Below are 20,016 nucleotides of genomic sequence, written 5' to 3' on the forward strand. Positions count from 1 at the left end.
TCATGCTCACCGAGCAGATAAAAAAACACCCCGCATAAGCGGGGTGTTTTGTTTTACCGGGGCGATCAGCCGATCAGTTGCAGGCCTGCTTGCTGGACCATTTCCAGCAGCGGTTGCGGGTAGACACCCAGCACGAAGGCGAGAATGGCGATGGCCAGCAGCATGACGCCACCGGTGCGCTGTTCCCACTTCAGCGGGGCGTCGTGGCGACGCAGGTTCGGTTCGACCAGGTACAGGGTGACCATGACGCGCAGGTAGTAGTACACGCCGATGGCGCTACCGATTACCAGGGCACCGACCAGCCACCACAAGTGCGACTCGACGCCGGTGGCGATGATGTAGAACTTGCCGATGAAGCCGGCGGTCAGCGGGATACCCGCCAGCGACAGCATCATCACGGTCAGTACCGCGGTCAGGTACGGACGGCGCCAGAACAGGCCGCGGTACTCGTACAGCGCATCGGCGTCACGGCCGCCGTAAGGCGAGGACATCAGGGTGATGACACCGAATGCGCCCAGGCTGGTGATCACGTAGGTGACCAAGTATACGCCCATGGCTTCCAGGGCCAGGCCCTTGCTGGCGACCAGGGCGATGACCAGGTAGCCGAAGTGGGCGATGGACGAGTAACCCAGCAGGCGCTTGAGGTTGCTTTGGGTCAGTGCCAGCAGGTTACCGATCAGGATCGAGGCCACTGCGATCACGGCCAGCACGGTGCTCAGCACGCCGCTGCTGGCAGCAGGGGAGAGCATGAACAGGCGCACGACCACGGCGAACACCGCCACCTTGCTGGCGGTAGCCAGGAACGCGGCGACCGGTGCCGGGGCGCCTTCGTACACGTCCGGGGTCCACAGGTGGAACGGTACCAGCGACAGCTTGAAGGCCAGGCCAACCAGCATCATGCCCAGGCCCAATTGGGCCACCAGGCTTGGCATGCTGGTCGCGGCCAGGGCCTTGCCGATCTGGTCGAAGCTCAGGCTGCCAGCGTCGGCGTACAGCAGGGCCATGCCGAACAGCAGGAAGGCGGAGCCTGCGGCCGACAGCACCATGTACTTGATGCCGGCTTCCAGCGAGCGCTTGTTGAAGAAGGCATACGCCACCAGGCCGTAGACCGGTACCGACAGCAGCTCCAGGCCGATGAACAGGCCGGCCAGGTGGTTGGCGCTGACCAGCACCAGGCCACCGAGGGCCGACATCAGCAGCAGCAGGTACAGTTCTTCACGGTTGCCCGGGAAGCCCTTGGAGCCTTCGCCAAGGTAGGCGTGGGCGAGGGTGACGCAGGCCAGCGTGGCCACCAGGATGATCGCCATGTACAGGCAGGCGAACTTGTCGATGGTGATCAGCGGGGTAACCGCCAACGGCGCGACCTTCAGCGCCGGCAGGATCGACAGCAGGGCCAGGTTGAGGCCCACGGTGGACAGCAGGAAGGTCTGCGAGTGGTTGCGCTTCCAGGCGATCGCCAGCATCACCACCACTGTGGTGATGGTGGTGATCAGCATCGGCGCCAATGCGATGAAGTGTTGAGTGGTGAATTCCATAGCGCTCTTACCGGGCCGAAGCGAGTTGAGTGAAAGCGGAACCGAGCCACTGCTGCACACCACTCATGGTGGCGGCAGAGGTGTCGAGGAACGGCTGCGGATACACGCCCAGCAGGATCAGCAGTGCCGCCAGGCCCAGCACCATGATCATCTCGCGACCGTCCATGCCGGCCAGCACGGTGTCGGCCTTGGCCGGACCGAAGTAGGCGCGGTGGATCATGATCAGCGAGTAGACCGAACCGAACACCAGGCCAGTGGTGGCGATTACGGTGATCCATGGCACATGGGCGAAGCTGCCGATCAGGATCAGGAACTCACCCACAAAGTTGCCGGTACCCGGCAGGCCGAGCGAAGCGGCAGCAAAGAACAGGCTGATGGCTGGCAGGTAGGCGATGCGGTGCCACAGGCCACCCATCTGACGCATGTCACGGGTGTGCAGGCGCTCGTACAGCTGGCCGGACAGGATGAACAGCGCGGCAGCCGACAGGCCGTGGGCCAGCATCTGGATCACCGCGCCTTGCAGGGCTTGCTGGCTGCCGGAGTAGATACCGATCAGCACGAAGCCCATGTGCGAGACGCTGGAGAAGGCGATCAGGCGCTTGATGTCGGTTTGCGCAAAGGCCAGGAAGGCACCGTAGAAGATACCGATCAGGCCCAGGGTCATGGCGATTGGCGCGAACTCGGCCGAGGCGTTGGGGAACAGCGGCAGGGCAAAGCGCAGCAGGCCATAGGCCGCCGTCTTCAGCAAGATACCGGCCAGGTCCACGGAACCTGCGGTCGGCGCCTGGGCGTGAGCGTCAGGCAGCCAGGAGTGGAACGGCACCACCGGCAGCTTCACCGCGAAGGCAATGAAGAAGCCCAGCATCAGCACGTACTCGACGCCAGCCGGCAGCTCGGCCTTGAGCAGGTCGCTGTAGTTGAAGGTGAGCACGCCAGTGGTGTTGTAGTTGAACAGCACCAGGCCCAGGATCGCCACCAGCATGATCAGGCCGCTGGCCTGGGTGAAGATGAAGAACTTGGTCGCCGCGTAGATCCGGGTCTTCTTGCCGTCTGACGAACTGTGACCCCAGAGCGCGATGAGGAAGTACATCGGCACCAGCATCATTTCCCAGAAGAAGAAGAACAGGAACAGGTCCAGGGCCAGGAACACACCGACCACGCCGCCGAGGATCCACATCAGGTTGAGGTGGAAGAAGCCGACGTGGCGCTGGATTTCTTTCCAGGAGCACAGTACCGACAGCACACCGAGCAGGCCGGTGAGCAGGATCATCAGCAGCGACAGGCCGTCGAGGGCCAGGTGGATGCTGATGCCGAAGCGCTGGATCCACTGGACTTTGTATTCCACGGCCCAGGCAGGTTCGGCGCCCGGAGCGGGCGCGAGGGTGTAGTCGCCGTTAGCCCACAGCCACAGGCCGATGCCGAGCAGCAGGGACATGGTCAGCAGTGCAATCCAGCGCGGCAGGGTGGCGCCGAAGCGCTCACCCAGCCAGCACAGGAAGCCGCCGATGAAGGGGATCAGGATCAGCCAAGGCAAAATCATGACGGGTTCGTTTCCTTTTGCAGGGTCGCAAGGTTCGCAAAGTTCATGGTCATACCGCAGCCACTACCACAGCGCCGAGTACCAGCACTGCGCCAACGGCGATGGAGGCCGTGTACCAACGCAGCTGGCCGGTCTCGGTCTTGCTCATGGCGACGTGGCCGCCGCGAGCCATGCGAGGGATCAGGCCGATGCTGCGGTCTACAGGGTCCTTGCGCAGGATATGGCAGATCAGCAGGTAAGGTTTGACGAACAGCTTGTCGTAGATCCAGTCGAAGCCCCAGGCCGCGAACCACCAGGCCGACAGAACGCGACCGATGCCGCTGTTGGCCACGGCGCTGACGAAGCGGCGCTTGCCCAGGAACAGCAGGGCCGACAGCAGGATACCGGCGATGGCGATGGCACCCGAGGTGATTTCCAGCGCGTGCTTGGCTTCGCCGCCGGCGTGGCCGGCGCTTTCTGGCAGCACACCTGCCAGTGGCGGGGTAATCCAGGCGCCGACGAAGGTCGACAGCACGATCAGCACGCCCAGTGGCAGCCAGTGGCTGATGCCGTGGCCAGCGTGGGCTTCGGTCTTGGCTTCGCCGTGGAAGGCGATGAAGATCAGGCGGAAGGTGTACAGCGAGGTCATGAACGCGCCGACCAGGCCGGCATACAGCAGGCCGGTGTTACCGCTGGCGAAGGCTTCCCAGAGGATCTCGTCCTTGGAGTAGAAGCCCACGGTCACGATTGGCAGGGCAGCCAGTGCCGCACCACCGACCACGAAGCTGGCGTAGGCCAGCGGCAGTTTCTTCCACAGGCCGCCCATCTTGAAGATGTCCTGCTCGTGGTGGCAGGCAACGATCACCGCACCAGAGGCAAGGAACAGCAGGGCCTTGAAGAAGGCGTGGGTCATCAGGTGGAAGATCGCCGCGTCCCAGGCACCAACGCCCAGGGCCAGGAACATGTAGCCGATCTGGCTCATGGTCGAGTAGGCGAGGATACGCTTGATGTCGGTTTGCACCAGGGCGGCGAAGCCGGCCAGTACCAGGGTCACGCCACCGACAACACCTACCAGGTGCAGGATGTCTGGCGCCAGCAGGAACAGGCCGTTGGTACGGGCGATCAGGTACACGCCCGCGGTCACCATGGTTGCCGCGTGGATCAGTGCCGAAACCGGGGTTGGGCCCGCCATTGCGTCAGCCAGCCAGGTCTGCAGTGGCAGCTGGGCCGATTTACCGACCGCACCGCCCAGCAGCATCAGGGTTGCCAGCACCATCCAGGTGTCGCCAGCCTGGAACTTCTGCGGTGCCAGCACCAGCAGTTCCTGCACGTTCAGGGTACCCAGCTGGGCGAACAGGATGAACAGGCCGATGGCCATGAACACGTCGCCGATACGGGTGACGATGAACGCCTTGAGCGCCGCGTTACCGTTGTTGCGGTTGCTGTAGTAGAAACCGATCAACAGGTACGAGCACAGGCCCACGCCTTCCCAGCCGAAGTAGATGAACAGCAGGTTATCGCCAAGCACCAGGAACAGCATGCTGGCGATGAACAGGTTGGTGTACGCGAAGAAGCGCGAGTAGCCGGTTTCGCCACGCATGTACCAGGAGGCGAACAGGTGGATCAGGAAGCCGACACCGGTGACCACGCCGAGCATGGTGACGGACAGGCCGTCGACATACAGGGTGAAGTTCGGCGCAAAGCCGTCCACCGACATCCACTGCCACAGCAGCTGGCTGTACGCGCCGCCCTCAGGCGGGGCGACGTTGAATTGCCAGATGACGTAGGCGGCTACGGCGGCCGAGAGGCCGACCGAACCGACGCCGATCAGCGCAGACAGGTTCTCCGAGAACCGCCCACGCGAGAACGACAGCAGCAGGAAGCCGATGAGGGGGAAGACGAAAGTCAGGAAGATAAGGTTCATCCGCGCATCTCACTGGCAGCATCGATGTCGAGAGTGTGGAAGCGGCGATACAGCTGCAGCAGGATGGCCAGGCCAATACTGGCCTCGGCGGCTGCCAGGCTGATCACCAGAATGAACATCACCTGGCCGTCGGGCTGGACCCAACGGGCACCGGCGACGACGAACGCCAGGGCAGAGGCGTTCATCATGACTTCCAGGCTCATGAGCACGAAGAGGATGTTGCGGCGGACCATCAGGCCAACCAGACCTAAGCAGAACAGGATGCCGGCGACTGCCAGACCATGCTCGAGAGGGATAGCACCCATGATTTACTCCTTCGCCTCGTTGCGGCCCAGGTGGAAGGCGGTGACGGCTGCAGCCAGCAGCAGCATCGACGCCAGTTCGACCACCAGCAGGTACGGGCCGAACAGGCTGATACCTACCTCTTTCGGGCCCACGGTGGTACCGCTGATGCCGGCGCCACTCGGGGTGACGAACAGCACGTACAGCAGCTCCGCCAGCAGCAGGGCGCCGAGGATCACCGGCCCGGCCCAGATACCGGGCTTTAGCCAGCCGCGCTCCTGGGCGACCGAGGCCGGCCCCAGGTTGAGCATCATCACCACGAACACGAACAGCACCATGATGGCGCCGGCGTAGGCGATCACTTCCAGGGCGCCGGCGAACGGCGCACCCAGGGAGAAGAAGATCATGGCCACGGAAATCAGCGAAATGATCAGGTAAAGCAAGGCGTGCACGGGGTTGGTGCCGGTTACCACCCGAAGGGTGGAGACCACGGCGATCCCGGATGCGAAGTAGAAAGCGAATTCCATCTTTCTGTCCTTATGGGAGCAAGCTCTTCACGTTGATCGGCTCGGCTTCGTTCTGTGCAGAGCCCTTCGGCTTGCCAGCGATTGCCATACCCGCAACACGGTAGAAGTTGTAGTCAGGGTTCTTGCCGGGGCCGGAGATCAGCAGATCTTCTTTCTCGTACACCAGGTCCTGACGCTTGAACTCGGCCATTTCGAAATCCGGAGTCAGCTGGATCGCGGTGGTCGGGCACGCTTCTTCACACAGGCCGCAGAAAATGCAACGCGAGAAGTTGATGCGGAAGAACTCCGGGTACCAGCGGCCGTCCTCGGTCTCGGCCTTCTGCAGCGAGATGCAGCCAACCGGGCAGGCCACCGCGCAGAGGTTGCACGCTACGCAGCGCTCCTCGCCGTCGGGGTCGCGGGTGAGGACGATGCGGCCGCGGTAGCGCGGCGGCAGGTACACGGGTTCTTCGGGGTACTGCAGGGTGTCGCGCTTGCGGAACCCGTGGGAGAACACCATTGCCAGGCTGCGCAGCTGAGTGCCGGTGCCCTTAACGATGTCGCCGATATACTTGAACATGGGTCAAATCCTCACTGGGCCGCGACGGCTGGCGTGTTGTAGAGCACGATCGCAGCGGTCACCAGCAAATTGATCAGGGTCAGCGGCAGGCAGAACTTCCAGCTGAAGTCCATCACCTGGTCATAGCGTGGGCGCGGGATCGAGGCGCGCAGCAGAATGAACAGCATGATGAAGAACGCGGTCTTCAGTGCGAACCACAGGAACGGCAGTTGCGGCAGGATGCCGAACGGGCCGTGCCAGCCGCCGAAGAACAGGGTTACCAGCAGCGCCGAGATGAGGATGATGCCGATGTACTCACCGACAAAGAACATGCCCCACTTCATGCCGGCATACTCGATGTGGTAGCCGTCGGCCAGTTCCTGCTCTGCTTCTGGCTGGTCGAACGGGTGACGGTGAGTCACGGCGACGCCAGCGATGAAGAAGGTGCAGAAGCCGAAGAACTGCGGAATGATGAACCACAGGTTCTGTGCCTGGTACTCGACGATGTCACGCATGTTGAACGAGCCCACCTGCACCACCACGCCCATCAGCGCCAGGCCCAGGAACACTTCGTACGACACGGTCTGTGCCGAAGCACGCAAGCTGCCCAGCAGGGCGTACTTGTTGTTCGACGACCAGCCGGCGAACAGCACCGCGTAGACCGACAGGCCGGCCATGGCGAAGAAGAACAGCAGGCCGATGTTCAGGTCGGCGACGCCCCAGCCCGGTGTGATCGGGATGATCGAGAAGCCGATCAGCAGGGCGCTCATGGCCACGACCGGCGCCAGGGTGAAGATCATGCGATCGACGAAGGGCGGGTTCCAGTCTTCCTTGAAGAACATCTTCAGCATGTCGGCGGCGATCTGGAACATGCCGAACGGACCGACACGGTTCGGACCGTAGCGGTCCTGCCACCAGCCCAGCAGGCGGCGTTCGACGAAGCTGAGCAGGGCGCCGCAGACCACCACGGCCAGCAGCACCACGATAGCCTTGACGACCTGGATGATCACATCGATCACTTCGGGGGTGAACCAGCTCATTGTGCTGCCTCCTGCAGACCTTCGACGGATGCACCGAAGATGGCAGGCGGGATGCCGGCCAGGCCTTTCGGCAGCGCGACCAGGCCAGCGCCCAGCTCTTCATTGATACGCAGCGGCAGGCGCAGGGCCACACCGGCGACGTTCAGGCTCAGCAGGGCACCGTCGTTGACGCCCAGGCGGTCGGCTTCGGACTTGGCCAGGCCGACATAGGCAGCCGGGATGCGCTGCTGCACCGGGGCGGCGCGCGAGGAGCTTTCTTCGCTGCCGAACAGGTGGAAGAACGGTACGGCAGTCCAGGTGCCACGGGCCGGGTTGAAAGCACCCGGAATGGCGTTGAACCAGTTCAGGCGGTCGCCTTGCGATTCGATCAGGCGCACGCCCGGGTCACCGGCACGCAGGTGGCCACCGACCTCATCCTGAAACTTGTTCCAGGCTTGTGGCGAGTTCCAGCCCGGCGACCAGGCGAACGGCACCTGCTGGCGCGGTTCGGCCGAACCCGAGTAGCCTTCCATGGAGAAGGAGAACGCGGTGTCCTTGTCTTGCGGGGTACGTGGCTCGTGCACGCTGATGTTGGCGCGCATGGCGGTACGGCCGGAGTAGCGCAGCGGCTCACGGGCCAGCTTCATGCCCTTGATGCGGAACGCGGCGCTTGGTGCGGCGTTGACGATGCCGGCCAGTTGCGGGGCGGCTTCGGCGCAGGCGCTGGTGACGTGGTCCAGCTGGGTCCAGTCGACCGGCTTGTTCAGCAGGGTGGCACGCAGGGCGTGCATCCAGCGCCAGCCTTCGTGGATCTGGATGCTGCTGTCCAGGTACTGCGGGTCGAACACCTGGAAGAAGCGCTGGGCACGGCCTTCCTGGCTGACCAGGGTGCCGTCGCCTTCGGCGAACGAGGCGGCTGGCAGCACCAGGTGGGCGCGGTCGACCGTCGGGGTTTTCGAGTGGTCGGCAACGATTACCACCTTGGCCGCAGCCAGGGCTGCGTCGACCTTGGCGGCCGGTACGCGGGCGTACAGGTCGTTTTCCAGCACGACGATGGCGTCGGCCTTGCCGCTGATGACCGCGTCCAGCGCGGCATCGACGGATTCGCCACCGAGCATGGCCAGGCCGATGCTGTTGGCTTCAGGTACCACCAGGCTCAGCGAACCGTTCTTCTCGCGCAGCTTCAGGGCCTTGGCGATGTTGGCGGCGGCTTCGATCAGCGCCGGGTCGGCCAGCGAAGTACCGGCTACCACCAGTGGGCGCTTGGCGGCGACCAGGGCGTCGGCGATGCGCTGGGCCAGGGCCTTGGCTTCGGCGTCCAGGCCTTCAACGGCAGGGGCGCTTGGGTCGATGGCGTGGGCCACGGCGAAACCGATGCGGGCCAGGTCGGCCGGGGCAGCGTGTACGCACTCTTCGGCGACGTCGTCCAGCTTGGTTTCAGCCAGCGAGGCGATGAACAGCGGGTACAGCGCGTGCTGGCCGATGTTCTTCACCGCGGCGTCGAGCCATGGCTGCACTTTCATCGCTTCGGCCATGGCCTCGGCCTTGCCCTTGGTGGACTGGCGCACGGCCAGGGCAACGCGGGCAGCGGTCTGGGTCAGGTCTTCACCGAGCACGAACACGGCGTCGTGGTCTTCGATGTCGCGCAGGGTCGGCACTGGCAGCGGGCTGTTGTTCAGCACGTTCAGGGCCAGGCGTACGCGGGCCAGTTCGCCAGCTTCCATACCGGAGTAGAAGTACTCGGCACCGACCAGCTCACGCAGGCCGTAGTTGCTTTCGAGGCTGGCGCGTGGCGAGCCGATACCGACGATGGTACGGCCGCGCAGCAGGTCGGCAGCCTTGTCCAGGGCAGCGTCCAGGCCCAGCTTGGAGCCGTCGGCCAGGTGTGGCTGGCGTGGGCGGTCCTTGCGGTTGACGTAGCCGTAGCCGAAACGGCCGCGGTCGCACAGGAAGTACTGGTTGACCGAACCGTTGAAGCGGTTCTCGATGCGGCGCAGTTCGCCGTAACGCTCACCCGGGCTGATGTTGCAGCCGCTGGAGCAGCCGTGGCAGATGCTCGGGGCGAACTGCATGTCCCACTTGCGGTTGTAGCGCTCGGAGTGGGTCTTGTCGGTGAACACGCCGGTCGGGCAGACCTCGGTCAGGTTGCCGGAGAATTCGCTTTCCAGCACGCCGTCTTCGACGCGGCCGAAGTACACGTTGTCGTGGGCGCCGTACACGCCCAGGTCGGTACCACCGGCGTAGTCCTTGTAGTAGCGCACGCAGCGGTAGCAGGCGATGCAGCGGTTCATCTCATGGGCGATGAACGGGCCGAGGTCCTGGTTCTGGTGGGTACGCTTGGTGAAACGGTAGCGGCGCTCGTTGTGGCCGGTCATTACCGTCATGTCCTGCAGGTGGCAGTGACCGCCTTCCTCGCACACCGGGCAGTCGTGCGGGTGGTTGGTCATCAGCCATTCGACGACGCTGGCGCGGAACGCCTTGGACTCTTCGTCTTCGATGGAGATCCAGGTGCCGTCGGAGGCAGGGGTCATGCAGGACATGACGATACGACCACGGGTGTCGTTCTCGTCGGTGTACTGCTTGACCGCGCACTGCCGGCAGGCGCCAACGCTACCAAGCGCCGGGTGCCAGCAGAAATAGGGGATGTCGAGGCCGAGTGACAGACACGCCTGTAACAGGTTGTCTGCACCGTTGACTTCGAGCGCTTTGCCGTCTACGTGGATAGTGGCCATTGTTCAAAGTTCTTCGTTGGCCCGCGTGAGCGGGCGTGGCTAATGGAAATCGGTGAGCTTGCGACACGCCTCGATCGCTCGGGCCTGCCGGCAAGCTGGCGAGTGGCACGGACCACCCGCCTAATCATCTTGTTATGCGCCGACCACGATCGGCCCGGCCTGGATTGGCTTCGCCAGGTTCTGGCGCAGTGCATCGCCAGCGCTTGCTGGGGCGACACCGGCCTCGAACTCCGAGCGGAAGTATTTGATGGCACTGCCCAATGGCTCGACGGCACCCGGTGCGTGAGCACAGAAGGTGCGGCCTGGACCGAGGAAGTTGACCAGCCCCAACAGCGTCTCGATGTCTTCGGCGCGGCCCTGGCCGTTCTCCAGTGCGCGCAGCATCTTCACGCTCCACGGCAGGCCGTCACGGCATGGGGTGCACCAGCCGCACGACTCGCGGGCGAAGAACTCTTCCATGTTGCGCAGCAGCGAAACCATGTTGATGCTGTCGTCGACCGCCATGGCAAGGCCCGTACCCATACGGGTGCCAACCTTGGCGATGCCGCCGGCGTACATCTGCGCGTCGAGGTGCTCGGGCAGCAGGAAGCCGGTACCGGCGCCGCCTGGCTGCCAGCACTTGAGCTTGAAGCCGTCGCGCATGCCACCGGCGTAGTCTTCGAACAACTCGCGGGCGGTAACGCCGAACGGCAGTTCCCACAGGCCCGGGTTCTTCACCTTGCCGGAGAAGCCCATCAGCTTGGTGCCATGGTCTTCACTGCCTTCACGGGCCAGCGACTTGTACCAGTCGTTGCCGTTGGCGACGATGGCCGGCACGTTGCACAGGGTTTCGACGTTGTTCACGCAAGTCGGCTTGCCCCACACGCCAACGGCGGCAGGGAAGGGCGGCTTGGAGCGCGGGTTGGCGCGGCGGCCTTCCAGCGAGTTGATCAGTGCGGTTTCTTCACCGCAGATGTAGCGGCCGGCACCGGTGTGCACGAACAGCTCGAAATCGAAACCGCTGCCGAGGATGTTCTTGCCCAGCAGGCCGGCGGCCTTGGCTTCGTCGATGGCACGGTTGAGGTTTTTCGCTGCGGTGGTGTATTCGCCACGCAGGAAGATGTAGCCGCGGTAGGCCTTCAGGGCGCGGGCGCTGATCAGCATGCCCTCGACCAGCAGATGGGGCTGTTGCTCCATCAGCATGCGGTCCTTCCAGGTGTTCGGCTCCATTTCGTCCGCGTTGCACAGCAGGTAGCGGATGTTCATGGATTCGTCTTTGGGCATCAGGCCCCACTTCACGCCAGTGGGGAAGCCTGCACCACCACGGCCCTTGAGGCCGGAGTCCTTGACCGCCTGCACGATATCGTCCTGCGACATCTGCGCCAGTGCCTTGCGGGCAGCGGCGTAGCCGTTTTTCGATTCGTACTCGGCCAGCCATACCGGCTCGCCGTCGTCACGCAGGCGCCAGGTCAGCGGGTGGGTTTCGGCCGTGCGCGCGATGCGGTTGGCCGGGCCGAAGGAAGTAATGGTCATACGTAACCCTCCAGCAGTTTGGAAACGCCAGCTGGCTGTACGTCGCCAAAGGTGTCGTCGTCGATCATCAGCGCCGGCGCCTTGTCGCAGTTGCCCAGGCAGCACACCGGCAGCAGGGTGAAGCGCCCGTCTGCAGTGGTCTGGCCCAGGCCGATGCCCAGCTCGCTCTGGATCTGGCTGACCACGGACTCGTGGCCGCCGATGTAGCAGACCATGCTGTCGCACACGCGGATGATGTGGCGGCCGACCGGCTGACGGAAGATCTGGCTGTAGAAGGTGGCAACACCCTCGACGTCGCTGGCCGGGATGCCCAGCACTTCGCCGATGGCGTGGATGGCGCCGTCCGGCACCCAGCCACGTTCCTTCTGGACGATCTTCAGGGCTTCGATGGACGCCGCGCGCGGGTCCTCGTAGTGATGCATTTCGTGCTCGATGGCCGAGCGCTCGGTTTCGCTGAGGGCGAAACGGTCTGTCTGGATAAGCGTGCTGTTCATGCTTAGCGGTCCACGTCAGCCATAACGAAGTCGATACTGCCCAGGTACGCAATGAGGTCGGCGACCATGCTGCCTTTGATCACCGAAGGGATCTGCTGCAGGTGCGGGTAGCTCGGGGTACGGATCCGGGTGCGGTAGCTCATGGTGCCGCCATCGCTCGTCAGGTAGTAACTGTTGATGCCCTTGGTCGCCTCGATCATCTGGAACGACTCGTTGGCCGGCATGACCGGGCCCCACGAGACTTGCAGGAAGTGCGTGATCAGGGTTTCGATGTGCTGCAGGGTGCGCTCTTTCGGCGGCGGCGTGGTCAGCGGGTGATCCGCCTTGTACGGGCCTTCCGGCATGTTGCGCAGGCACTGGTCGATGATGCGGATACTCTGGCGCATCTCCTCGACACGGACCATGCAGCGATCGTAGGCATCGCCGTTGTGGGCCAGCGGTACTTCGAACTCGAAGTTCTCGTAGCCGGAGTAAGGGCGGGCTTTACGCAGGTCGAAGTCGCAACCGGTGGAACGCAGGCCGGCACCGGTGGTACCCCATTCCAGCGCTTCCTTGGTGTTGTACGCGGCAACGCCGATGGTACGGCCCTTGAGGATGCTGTTCTGCAGGGCAGCCTTGGTGTATTCGTCGAGGCGCTTGGGCAGCCATTCGACGAAGTCCTTGACCAGCTTGTCCCAGCCGCGCGGCAGGTCGTGGGCAACGCCACCGATGCGGTACCAGGCCGGGTGCAGGCGGAAACCGGTGATCGCTTCGATCACGGTGTAGGCGCGCTGGCGGTCGGTGAAGGTGAAGAACACCGGGGTCATGGCGCCGACGTCCTGGATGTAGGTACCCAGGAACAGCAGGTGGCTGGTGATACGGAAGAACTCGGCCAGCATGATGCGAATCACGTCGACCTTCTGCGGCACCTGGATGCCGGCCAGCTTCTCGACCGCGAGCACGTAAGGCAGGTTGTTCATCACCCCGCCGAGGTAGTCGATACGGTCGGTGTAGGGGATGAAGCTGTGCCAGGACTGGCGCTCGGCCATTTTCTCGGCGCCACGGTGGTGGTAGCCGATGTCCGGTACGCAGTCGACGATCTCTTCACCGTCCAGCTGCAGGACGATACGGAACGCACCGTGCGCCGAAGGGTGGTTGGGGCCAAGGTTGAGGAACATGTAGTCCTCGTTGGCGCCCTGACGCTTCATGCCCCAGGCTTCCGGGTTGAAGCGTGCCGATTCCTCTTCAAGCTGTTGCTTGGCCAGGGTCAGGCTGTACGGGTCGAACTCGGTGGCGCGGGCAGGGTAGTCCTTGCGCAGCGGATGACCTTCCCAGGTGGGCGGCATCATGATGCGGCTGAGGTGCGGGTGGCCGGCAAAGTCGATGCCGAACATGTCCCAGACTTCACGCTCGTACCAGTTGGCGTTTGGCCAGATACCGGTCACGGTCGGCAGGTTCAGGTCGCCTTCGCTGAGCGACACCTTGATCATCACGTCGCTGTTACGCTCGACCGACAGCAGGTGGTAGAACACGCTGAAGTCGGCGGCAGGCAGGCCGCGGCGCTGGGTGCGCAGGCGTTCGTCGACGCCGTGCAGGTCGTACAGCATGCTGTATGGCTTGGCCACACCGCGCAGGAAGCTGAGCACCTCTTTGAGCTGGGCGCGCTTGACCCACAGCACGGGCATGCCGGTGCGGGTTTCCTGGGCGACGAATGCTTCGGCGCCAAAACGGTTGTGCAGTTCGACGACCACATCCTGGTCGTCAGCCTTGTAGGGCGGAATGAAAATAGCGTTGTCCGCTGTCATGGTCTCGGTCGCTTTGGGTCAACGTTAAGAATGAAGCCAGGCCGCCGGCTCCTTGGGGAGCGGGCGGCAGGTCGCTGGATCAGACTTCGTCGGGGCTGCGCAGGTTGGTTACTGCAATGCGCTGCTCACGACGCAGGTCTTTCTGGGCTGGCATCTCGGCACGGTAAATACCTTGATCACCAACAACCCAGGAAAGCGGGCGTCGTTCTTGGCCGATCGACTCCTGCAGCAGCATCAAGCCTTGCAGGAAAGCCTCAGGGCGTGGCGGGCAGCCAGGCACATAGACGTCCACGGGGAGGAACTTGTCGACCCCCTGAACGACCGAGTAGATGTCGTACATGCCACCGGAGTTGGCGCACGAACCCATGGAGATGACCCATTTTGGCTCGAGCATCTGCTCGTACAGGCGCTGGATGATCGGCGCCATCTTCACGAAGCAGGTACCGGCGATGACCATGAAGTCGGCCTGACGCGGCGAAGCCCGGATGACTTCGGCGCCGAAGCGGGCGATGTCGTGGGGTGCCGTGAAGGCCGTGGTCATTTCCACGTAGCAGCAGGACAGGCCGAAGTTGTACGGCCAGAGGGAGTTCTTGCGACCCCAGTTGACCGCGCCACGCAGCACATCTTCGAGTTTCCCCATGTAGATGTTCTTGTGGACCTGGTCCTCTAGCAGTTGATCGGTGACGGTTTCCCGTTCACCGACCGGGTACTGCTCGTTGGGCGCATCCGGATCGATTCTGGTGAGATTGTATTGCATGCCAAAGCCTCATTGTTTCAGCTTCGCTTGCCGCTTGCGGCGACCTTCGGGAGCCCAATCAAGTGCCCCGACGCGCCAAAGGTAGACAAGACCTGCCAACAGAATTGCTATGAAAACGAGAGCTTCGATGAACCCGGTCCAGCCGCTTTCGCGGACGGACACAGACCATGCAAAGAGAAAGAGGGCTTCGATATCGAAGATCACGAACAGCATCGCGACCAGATAGAATTTGGCGGACAGGCGCAGGCGGGCGCTACCGACGGGCAGCATGCCGGATTCGAAGGGTTCGTTCTTGGCGCGGCCCCAGGCCTTGCTACCGAGCAGGCTGGACAGGCCGAGCATGAAGGCACACAGGCCGACGACACCCAAGAGGAAGATGGCAAAGCCCCAGTTGTGGGCGATGAGTCCTGCCGAATCGGACATGCTAAAGATCCTTATACAGAGACCCAGCTCTGCAGTCTGAAATAAGTAAAGCGGCGACGTGGTGTCGCAGGTGCAGTGACCAAATGTCGCAGCTGAGTCAATCGCGCTGATTTTATGGGTAAACCCGGTGCAAGTAAAATTTCTGTAGCAAATTTATTCGTAGCATTAAGTACAAAAGCCGCTTGTAACTGGCTGAAAGCCTTGAAATTCGGGCATTGCGTGCGCTTTTGTTAATTATGTTTCTTGCGACTGGTAACGAATTACAAGTTTCGGAATGATAATTAATATCATTTGACCTGATGCCTTTTAATTGGGCTGTTCTGCACCTTGTAAAGTTCATCTGGCGATTCCCCCTACTTGCAAATGCGAAAGGCTCGTGTTCTAGCAGCTTCCAGCGCCGCTTGCACCGCTCTGGGTCAATACTTTATCGGTTGAGCGATGACCGACTGATGAAGCGATCGCCCATTGGCCGAGCCAGTAGGCGAGGATGATCAGGTACGGTGCGGCGGCAAACGGGCTGACGAAGCGGTCGATGCCGATCAGGCTGTCGGAGAATACGAACAGGCCGGCACCGAGCGCGGCCAGGCCACCGCAGGCCAGGGCGCGCCAGAGCATGGCGCTGATGGCCAGGGCGTACACTGCGACCGGGATCAGCAGCGGGCCGAGACCGTGGCTGGCGAGTACGCTGAACAGCGTGATGCCGGTGAGGGCGCTGAACAGGAGTGCGGGTAGGGCGGGGCGCAAGGTTATGCTGCAATACGCGCGCAGGTAGGCCAGGTGGGCGCAAAGGAAGGCGACCAGGCCGAACACGAACAGGTCGGCGGGGATGGCCAGCAGGATGTCGCCGAGTACCGAGAAGGCCAGGCCGACGGAGATCCAGTTGCGATAGGGCGAGGCTGGGGCGCTGCGCAGCCAGGCGATCAGGGCCAGCACCGGGATGGGTTTGGCCAGCAGGGCGAGCAAGGGGGTGTCGCTGGCCAGTGCATATATATAGAGGGCAGCGGCGGCCAGGGCGATTGTGGTCAGGTGGCTTGGACGGGGCATGGGCGGTCCTTGCTGCTGGGCTGCCACAAGCATAGACCTGATTGTGGGGTTTGTTGGTGATGCGTTGGGATTGTGTGGGGGCTGGCATGGGTATGGCGAAAGGAATGTGGCGCCTGTGAGACCGGGCGCCGCCCGCGCGGCGCTTCGCGGGACAAGCCCGCTCCCACATCTGTTTCTGGCCAGTTACTCCTGTGCCTTTGGCGCGCGCACCCTGGGTGCATGGCTGGAGATTGATGAGGGGTAGCGGCGTCCCCTTCAACATCAAAGGGAACAAACAAGGCGGACAGCGGTGGCCTCACAGGCGTGACTGGCCCGAAACAGACAGTGGGAGCGGGCTTGCCCCGCGAAGCGCCGCGCGGGCGGCGCTCGATTTGAGCAACACCGCAAAAACCAAGGCAGGCACCTCGCCGCCCTGACGCAATCGACCGCAGAACACCTCACATGTCGGATTTAACCCCTTCCCTGTAGGCCATTTCCCAAACATACTCCTGCCGCCTGTTTTCCATTGCGGCTGCTGTAGCAGGGCTCTAGTCTCGACCTGTCGTTGCACATCAACGACACGGCTTTGACAGGCCGGAATTGAAAGAAGGTGCACTCGCTTTGCCTCAATGGCGGCTGTGCGTGTGGGCACGTTCGCGTGCGCCGGTCTTTCTTTCTTTCCACCGGTCTGTCAACCCGCGCATAGCTGCCACCCCACCGTTTGACAGCGGGCGGGTGGCGGCCAAACAGGAAAGAAAGGAGCGAGTCATGCTGAAAGTTGTCCCCGATCCACCCCACAACCCCCATTCCCTCGAAGACACCCTGATCCAGGCCTCCGACTACGCGCTATGCGCAGCCACCGTGGTGCATCAGACCTTGCTGCTGCAGCCCAAATCACCGGCTTCGATCCTGATGATGACCTCGATGCATGAGCTGGAGGCGCTGCGGGTTTTGCTTGAGTCGGCATTGATTCAGGTGCAGATGCCCACCGAGCCCAGGGCTATGCACTAGGGCATAAGTGATGTGTTGCCTGGGCTGGCCTCTTCGCGGGTAAACCCGCTCCTACATCGGACAACTATCGTTGTAGGAGCGGGTTTACCCGCGAAGAGGCCGGCACAGGCATTCGAGAGTATCAGGGGATAGACCAATGGTCCCGTCCAGTCCTGTGGGCGGGTTCATCGAGGCGTCGAACCGCCGCGAAAGGGCCGGTACGGGCAAAAACAAAGGCCCAGGGCTTTCACAAGCCCCGGGCCTTTGTTCAACCGCAATCCACTATCAGTGGAACTGCTCTTCCTCAGTCGAACCAGTCAGTGCAGTCACCGACGAAGCCCCACCCTGAATCACAGTGGTCATGTCGTCGAAGTAGCCAGTGCCCACTTCCTGCTGGTGCGCCACGAAGGTGTAGCCCTTGCTGGCGTCAGCGAATTCCTGCTCCTGCAGCTTCACGTAGGCGGTCATGTCATTGCGGGCGTAGTCGTGCGCCAGGTTGAACATGCCGTGCCACATGTTGTGAATGCCTGCCAGGGTGATGAACTGGTGCTTGTAACCCATGGCCGACAGTTCGCGCTGGAACTTGGCGATGGTGGCGTCGTCCAGGTTCTTCTTCCAGTTGAAGGAAGGCGAGCAGTTGTACGACAGGATCTGGTCCGGGTACTCCTTCTTGATCGCTTCGGCGAAGCGGCGGGCTTCGTCCAGGTCCGGCTTGGCAGTTTCACACCAGATCAGGTCGGCGTACGGGGCGTAGGCCAGGCCGCGGGAGATGGCCTGGTCGAGGCCGGCGCGTACCTTGTAGAAGCCTTCACGGGTGCGCTCGCCAATCACGAACGGCTGGTCGTACGGGTCGCAGTCGCTGGTCAGCAGGTCGGCGGCGTTGGCGTCAGTACGGGCCAGGATGATGGTCGGGACGCCCGATACGTCAGCAGCCAGGCGGGCAGCCACCAGTTTCTGTACGGCTTCCTGGGTCGGTACCAGTACCTTGCCACCCATGTGGCCGCACTTTTTCACCGAGGCCAGCTGGTCTTCGAAGTGCACGCCGGCGGCGCCTGCTTCGATCATGTTCTTCATCAGCTCGTAGGCGTTCAGTACGCCGCCGAAACCGGCTTCGGCGTCAGCCACGATCGGCGCGAAGTAGTCGATGTAGCCTTCGTCGCCCGGGTTCTTGCCGGCTTTCCACTGGATCTGGTCGGCGCGGCGGAACGAGTTGTTGATGCGCTTGACCACAGTCGGTACCGAGTCGACCGGGTACAGCGACTGGTCAGGGTACATGGACTCGGCCGAGTTGTTGTCGGCGGCAACCTGCCAGCCGGACAGGTAGATGGCCTGGATGCCGGCTTTTACCTGCTGCACTGCCTGGCCGCCGGTCAGGGCGCCCATGCAGTTGACGAAATCTTTTTCTGGGCGGAAGGACGGGTGGGCACCTTGGGTGACCAGCTTCCACAGTTTTTCTGCACCTTGGCGAGCCAGGGTGTGCTCAGGCTGCAGGGAGCCACGCAGGCGAACGACATCAGCGGCGGTGTAGGTACGGGTCACGCCTTTCCAGCGCGGGTTCTCGGCCCAGTCTTTCTCGAGGGCTGCAATTTGCTGTTCGCGTGTCAGTGCCATGGAAATAAACCTCGTCGCATCGATCTTGGGTTAATTGTGCTGATGCTCGGGGCAGATCAGGGACCTGGCGGCTGTCCTGTCCGGGGGAGTGCGGCGGCGAACGCGAAGGCTCGAAGGGGAAGGGTGTGGCAGGCCAGGCGAAGGTGTGCTCCGGCAGGTCGGCTCGTGGTTGCCTGCTGCGGTGCTACGCGATTGCCAGTACTGCGGTGATGCGCTTCCGTCCCTCGGGACAACTTCTTCGTTGCAGTCGCAATCCCGTCGAACCGCCTTGTGGGCCGTATAGACACGAGGCGCCTCCAGGGGTGGGAGGAGCACGCCTCGAAGGCCCTTGCCAGGGCCCCTGATAAGCGGGAGCGAGGCCATCATGCCCTTGGGAAAAAGACCCTGTCAAATGTTTTGTAGTGGAATTTTTCACTTACTACATCTTTGGTCTAATGCGACTTGGCAGTCAGTTTCAAGGCCTTTGGTCGAGGCCTTGAACTGCGTGGGATCAGTCGAGAAGGTCGACTTTGACACGCAAAGTCATGTTTTCACCGCGCTGGGTGCTGTAAGTGCGGCTTGACGTACTGCGGTCGGCTTGGCTCTGCTGGTTGTAGCCCGCCAGGGTGATCCACTCGCCGAGCTTGCCAGTGATGGTTGTGTCGGTACTTTGCACTTTTACTACATCTGCACGTTCCTGGCTGATGCGGTCATTATTGGTGCTTATTTGCAGACGAACCGTTTCTCCGCTCAGAGTCGGGGTGACATAGAAACCCTGGGTCACGTTGCGGTATTCGGTGTTGCTCTGGAGGCGCCCGTAGCCGTCGGTGCTGGTGCTGGTAACCGGGATGCTCTGGCCAACCTGGATGAGTGCTGGCTGGCCTTCGCTGGCCTGAACCTGCTGCATGCCGCCGTCGCGGTTGCTGGTGCCGTAATGGATGACGTGGGCGTTGCCGCGATTGTCCTGGAAGTTGCTGTCGTTGTTGTCAACGCTGATCAGCAGGCGCTTGGGCGCGGTATCCAGCTGCTGCAGCAAGGCACGCAGGTCGTCGATGCGCTCGGGGCTGGCGTTGACGATCAGCTTGTTCTCAAAGGCGCTGACCGTGCCGTCGTTAGCGATGAACGCCTGCACGGCAGGCAGCAGTTCGGCACTGCTGCGGTGCTGCAACGGCAGCACCTCGGTGGCGGCCTGGGCGGTGAGGCTGGCGGCCAGCAGCAGGGCGGCGCATAGGGGGCGTAGCGGCATGTCCATGATCTCCGCAGGGTGAACCAACATGATGGCAAAATTACCGGCTGTGTGCAGGATCTGGATCACGTCGGTGATGTGCGGTGGCGGGGTGATTTATCGGGTTTTATCTTGTAGGCTA

The 20,016-nt window shown here is 62.7% G+C and carries 17 protein-coding genes; 1 reads left to right on the forward strand and 16 read right to left on the reverse strand.

Annotation, left to right across the window (positions count from 1 at the left end):
* Positions 1–65: 65 nt before the first annotated feature.
* The 14 genes from nuoN to ACIP1G_RS12445 all read right to left on the reverse strand — a co-directional run bounded on the left by nuoN (position 66) and on the right by ACIP1G_RS12445 (position 16,090).
* Positions 66–1,535, reverse strand: a complete 1,470-nt coding sequence (nuoN, locus tag ACIP1G_RS12380) for an NADH-quinone oxidoreductase subunit NuoN (protein WP_025339926.1) — start codon at positions 1,533–1,535, stop codon at positions 66–68.
* 7 nt (positions 1,536–1,542) lie between these two features.
* Complete coding sequence (gene nuoM, locus ACIP1G_RS12385) at positions 1,543–3,075, reverse strand: NADH-quinone oxidoreductase subunit M (protein WP_400737142.1); 1,533 nt, start codon at positions 3,073–3,075, stop codon at positions 1,543–1,545.
* Positions 3,076–3,124: 49 nt separating this feature from the next.
* Positions 3,125–4,978 carry an NADH-quinone oxidoreductase subunit L gene (nuoL, locus tag ACIP1G_RS12390; protein WP_400737145.1) on the reverse strand — a complete coding sequence of 618 codons (1,854 nt, stop codon included), beginning with the start codon at positions 4,976–4,978 and terminating at the stop codon, positions 3,125–3,127.
* Entirely contained in the window at positions 4,975–5,283 is a 309-nt protein-coding gene (nuoK, locus tag ACIP1G_RS12395; protein WP_003251446.1) for an NADH-quinone oxidoreductase subunit NuoK, read from the reverse strand. The genes nuoL and nuoK overlap by 4 nt, the downstream gene beginning before the upstream one ends.
* A gap of 3 nt (positions 5,284–5,286) precedes the next feature.
* Positions 5,287–5,787 (reverse strand): NADH-quinone oxidoreductase subunit J, encoded by a 501-nt coding sequence (nuoJ, locus tag ACIP1G_RS12400; protein WP_060494616.1) that lies wholly within the window; start codon positions 5,785–5,787, stop codon positions 5,287–5,289.
* 10 nt (positions 5,788–5,797) lie between these two features.
* On the reverse strand, positions 5,798–6,346 hold the full coding sequence (gene nuoI, locus ACIP1G_RS12405) for an NADH-quinone oxidoreductase subunit NuoI (protein ID WP_003251442.1): 549 nt from the start codon (positions 6,344–6,346) through the stop codon (positions 5,798–5,800).
* 11 nt (positions 6,347–6,357) lie between these two features.
* A complete protein-coding gene (gene nuoH / locus ACIP1G_RS12410; protein WP_172221305.1) occupies positions 6,358–7,365 on the reverse strand; it encodes an NADH-quinone oxidoreductase subunit NuoH in 1,008 nt (335 codons plus the stop codon).
* Positions 7,362–10,076, reverse strand: a complete 2,715-nt coding sequence (gene nuoG / locus ACIP1G_RS12415; RefSeq protein WP_400737149.1) for an NADH-quinone oxidoreductase subunit NuoG — start codon at positions 10,074–10,076, stop codon at positions 7,362–7,364. The genes nuoH and nuoG overlap by 4 nt, the downstream gene beginning before the upstream one ends.
* A gap of 132 nt (positions 10,077–10,208) precedes the next feature.
* Entirely contained in the window at positions 10,209–11,588 is a 1,380-nt protein-coding gene (nuoF, locus tag ACIP1G_RS12420) for an NADH-quinone oxidoreductase subunit NuoF (RefSeq protein ID WP_400737152.1), read from the reverse strand.
* Complete coding sequence (gene nuoE / locus ACIP1G_RS12425; RefSeq protein WP_003251433.1) at positions 11,585–12,082, reverse strand: NADH-quinone oxidoreductase subunit NuoE; 498 nt, start codon at positions 12,080–12,082, stop codon at positions 11,585–11,587. The genes nuoF and nuoE overlap by 4 nt, the downstream gene beginning before the upstream one ends.
* 2 nt (positions 12,083–12,084) lie before the next feature.
* Positions 12,085–13,866 (reverse strand): NADH-quinone oxidoreductase subunit C/D, encoded by a 1,782-nt coding sequence (nuoC, locus tag ACIP1G_RS12430; protein ID WP_201199662.1) that lies wholly within the window; start codon positions 13,864–13,866, stop codon positions 12,085–12,087.
* 79 nt (positions 13,867–13,945) lie between these two features.
* Positions 13,946–14,623, reverse strand: a complete 678-nt coding sequence (locus ACIP1G_RS12435; protein ID WP_008096180.1) for an NADH-quinone oxidoreductase subunit B family protein — start codon at positions 14,621–14,623, stop codon at positions 13,946–13,948.
* 9 nt (positions 14,624–14,632) lie between these two features.
* A complete protein-coding gene (locus ACIP1G_RS12440) occupies positions 14,633–15,046 on the reverse strand; it encodes an NADH-quinone oxidoreductase subunit A (RefSeq protein WP_201199660.1) in 414 nt (137 codons plus the stop codon).
* Positions 15,047–15,427: 381 nt separating this feature from the next.
* A complete protein-coding gene (locus tag ACIP1G_RS12445; protein ID WP_400737155.1) occupies positions 15,428–16,090 on the reverse strand; it encodes a lysoplasmalogenase in 663 nt (220 codons plus the stop codon).
* Between the two features lie 747 nt (positions 16,091–16,837).
* On the opposite strand from ACIP1G_RS12445, the gene ACIP1G_RS12450 reads away from it, so the two are divergent.
* Complete coding sequence (locus ACIP1G_RS12450) at positions 16,838–17,080, forward strand: hypothetical protein (RefSeq protein ID WP_400737158.1); 243 nt, start codon at positions 16,838–16,840, stop codon at positions 17,078–17,080.
* A gap of 264 nt (positions 17,081–17,344) precedes the next feature.
* Here the strand turns inward: ACIP1G_RS12450 and aceA are convergent, their stop codons facing one another.
* Both aceA and ACIP1G_RS12460 read right to left on the reverse strand, forming a co-directional pair.
* Entirely contained in the window at positions 17,345–18,670 is a 1,326-nt protein-coding gene (gene aceA, locus ACIP1G_RS12455) for an isocitrate lyase (protein ID WP_012273289.1), read from the reverse strand.
* A 490-nt stretch (positions 18,671–19,160) separates the two neighbouring features.
* Positions 19,161–19,895, reverse strand: coding sequence for a secretin N-terminal domain-containing protein (locus ACIP1G_RS12460; RefSeq protein WP_400737161.1), 735 nt, complete (start codon positions 19,893–19,895; stop codon positions 19,161–19,163).
* Positions 19,896–20,016: the final 121 nt, after the last annotated feature.

The sequence above is a fragment of the Pseudomonas sp. NPDC089392 genome (genome assembly GCF_044749595.1).
GTDB lineage: Bacteria > Pseudomonadota > Gammaproteobacteria > Pseudomonadales > Pseudomonadaceae > Aquipseudomonas.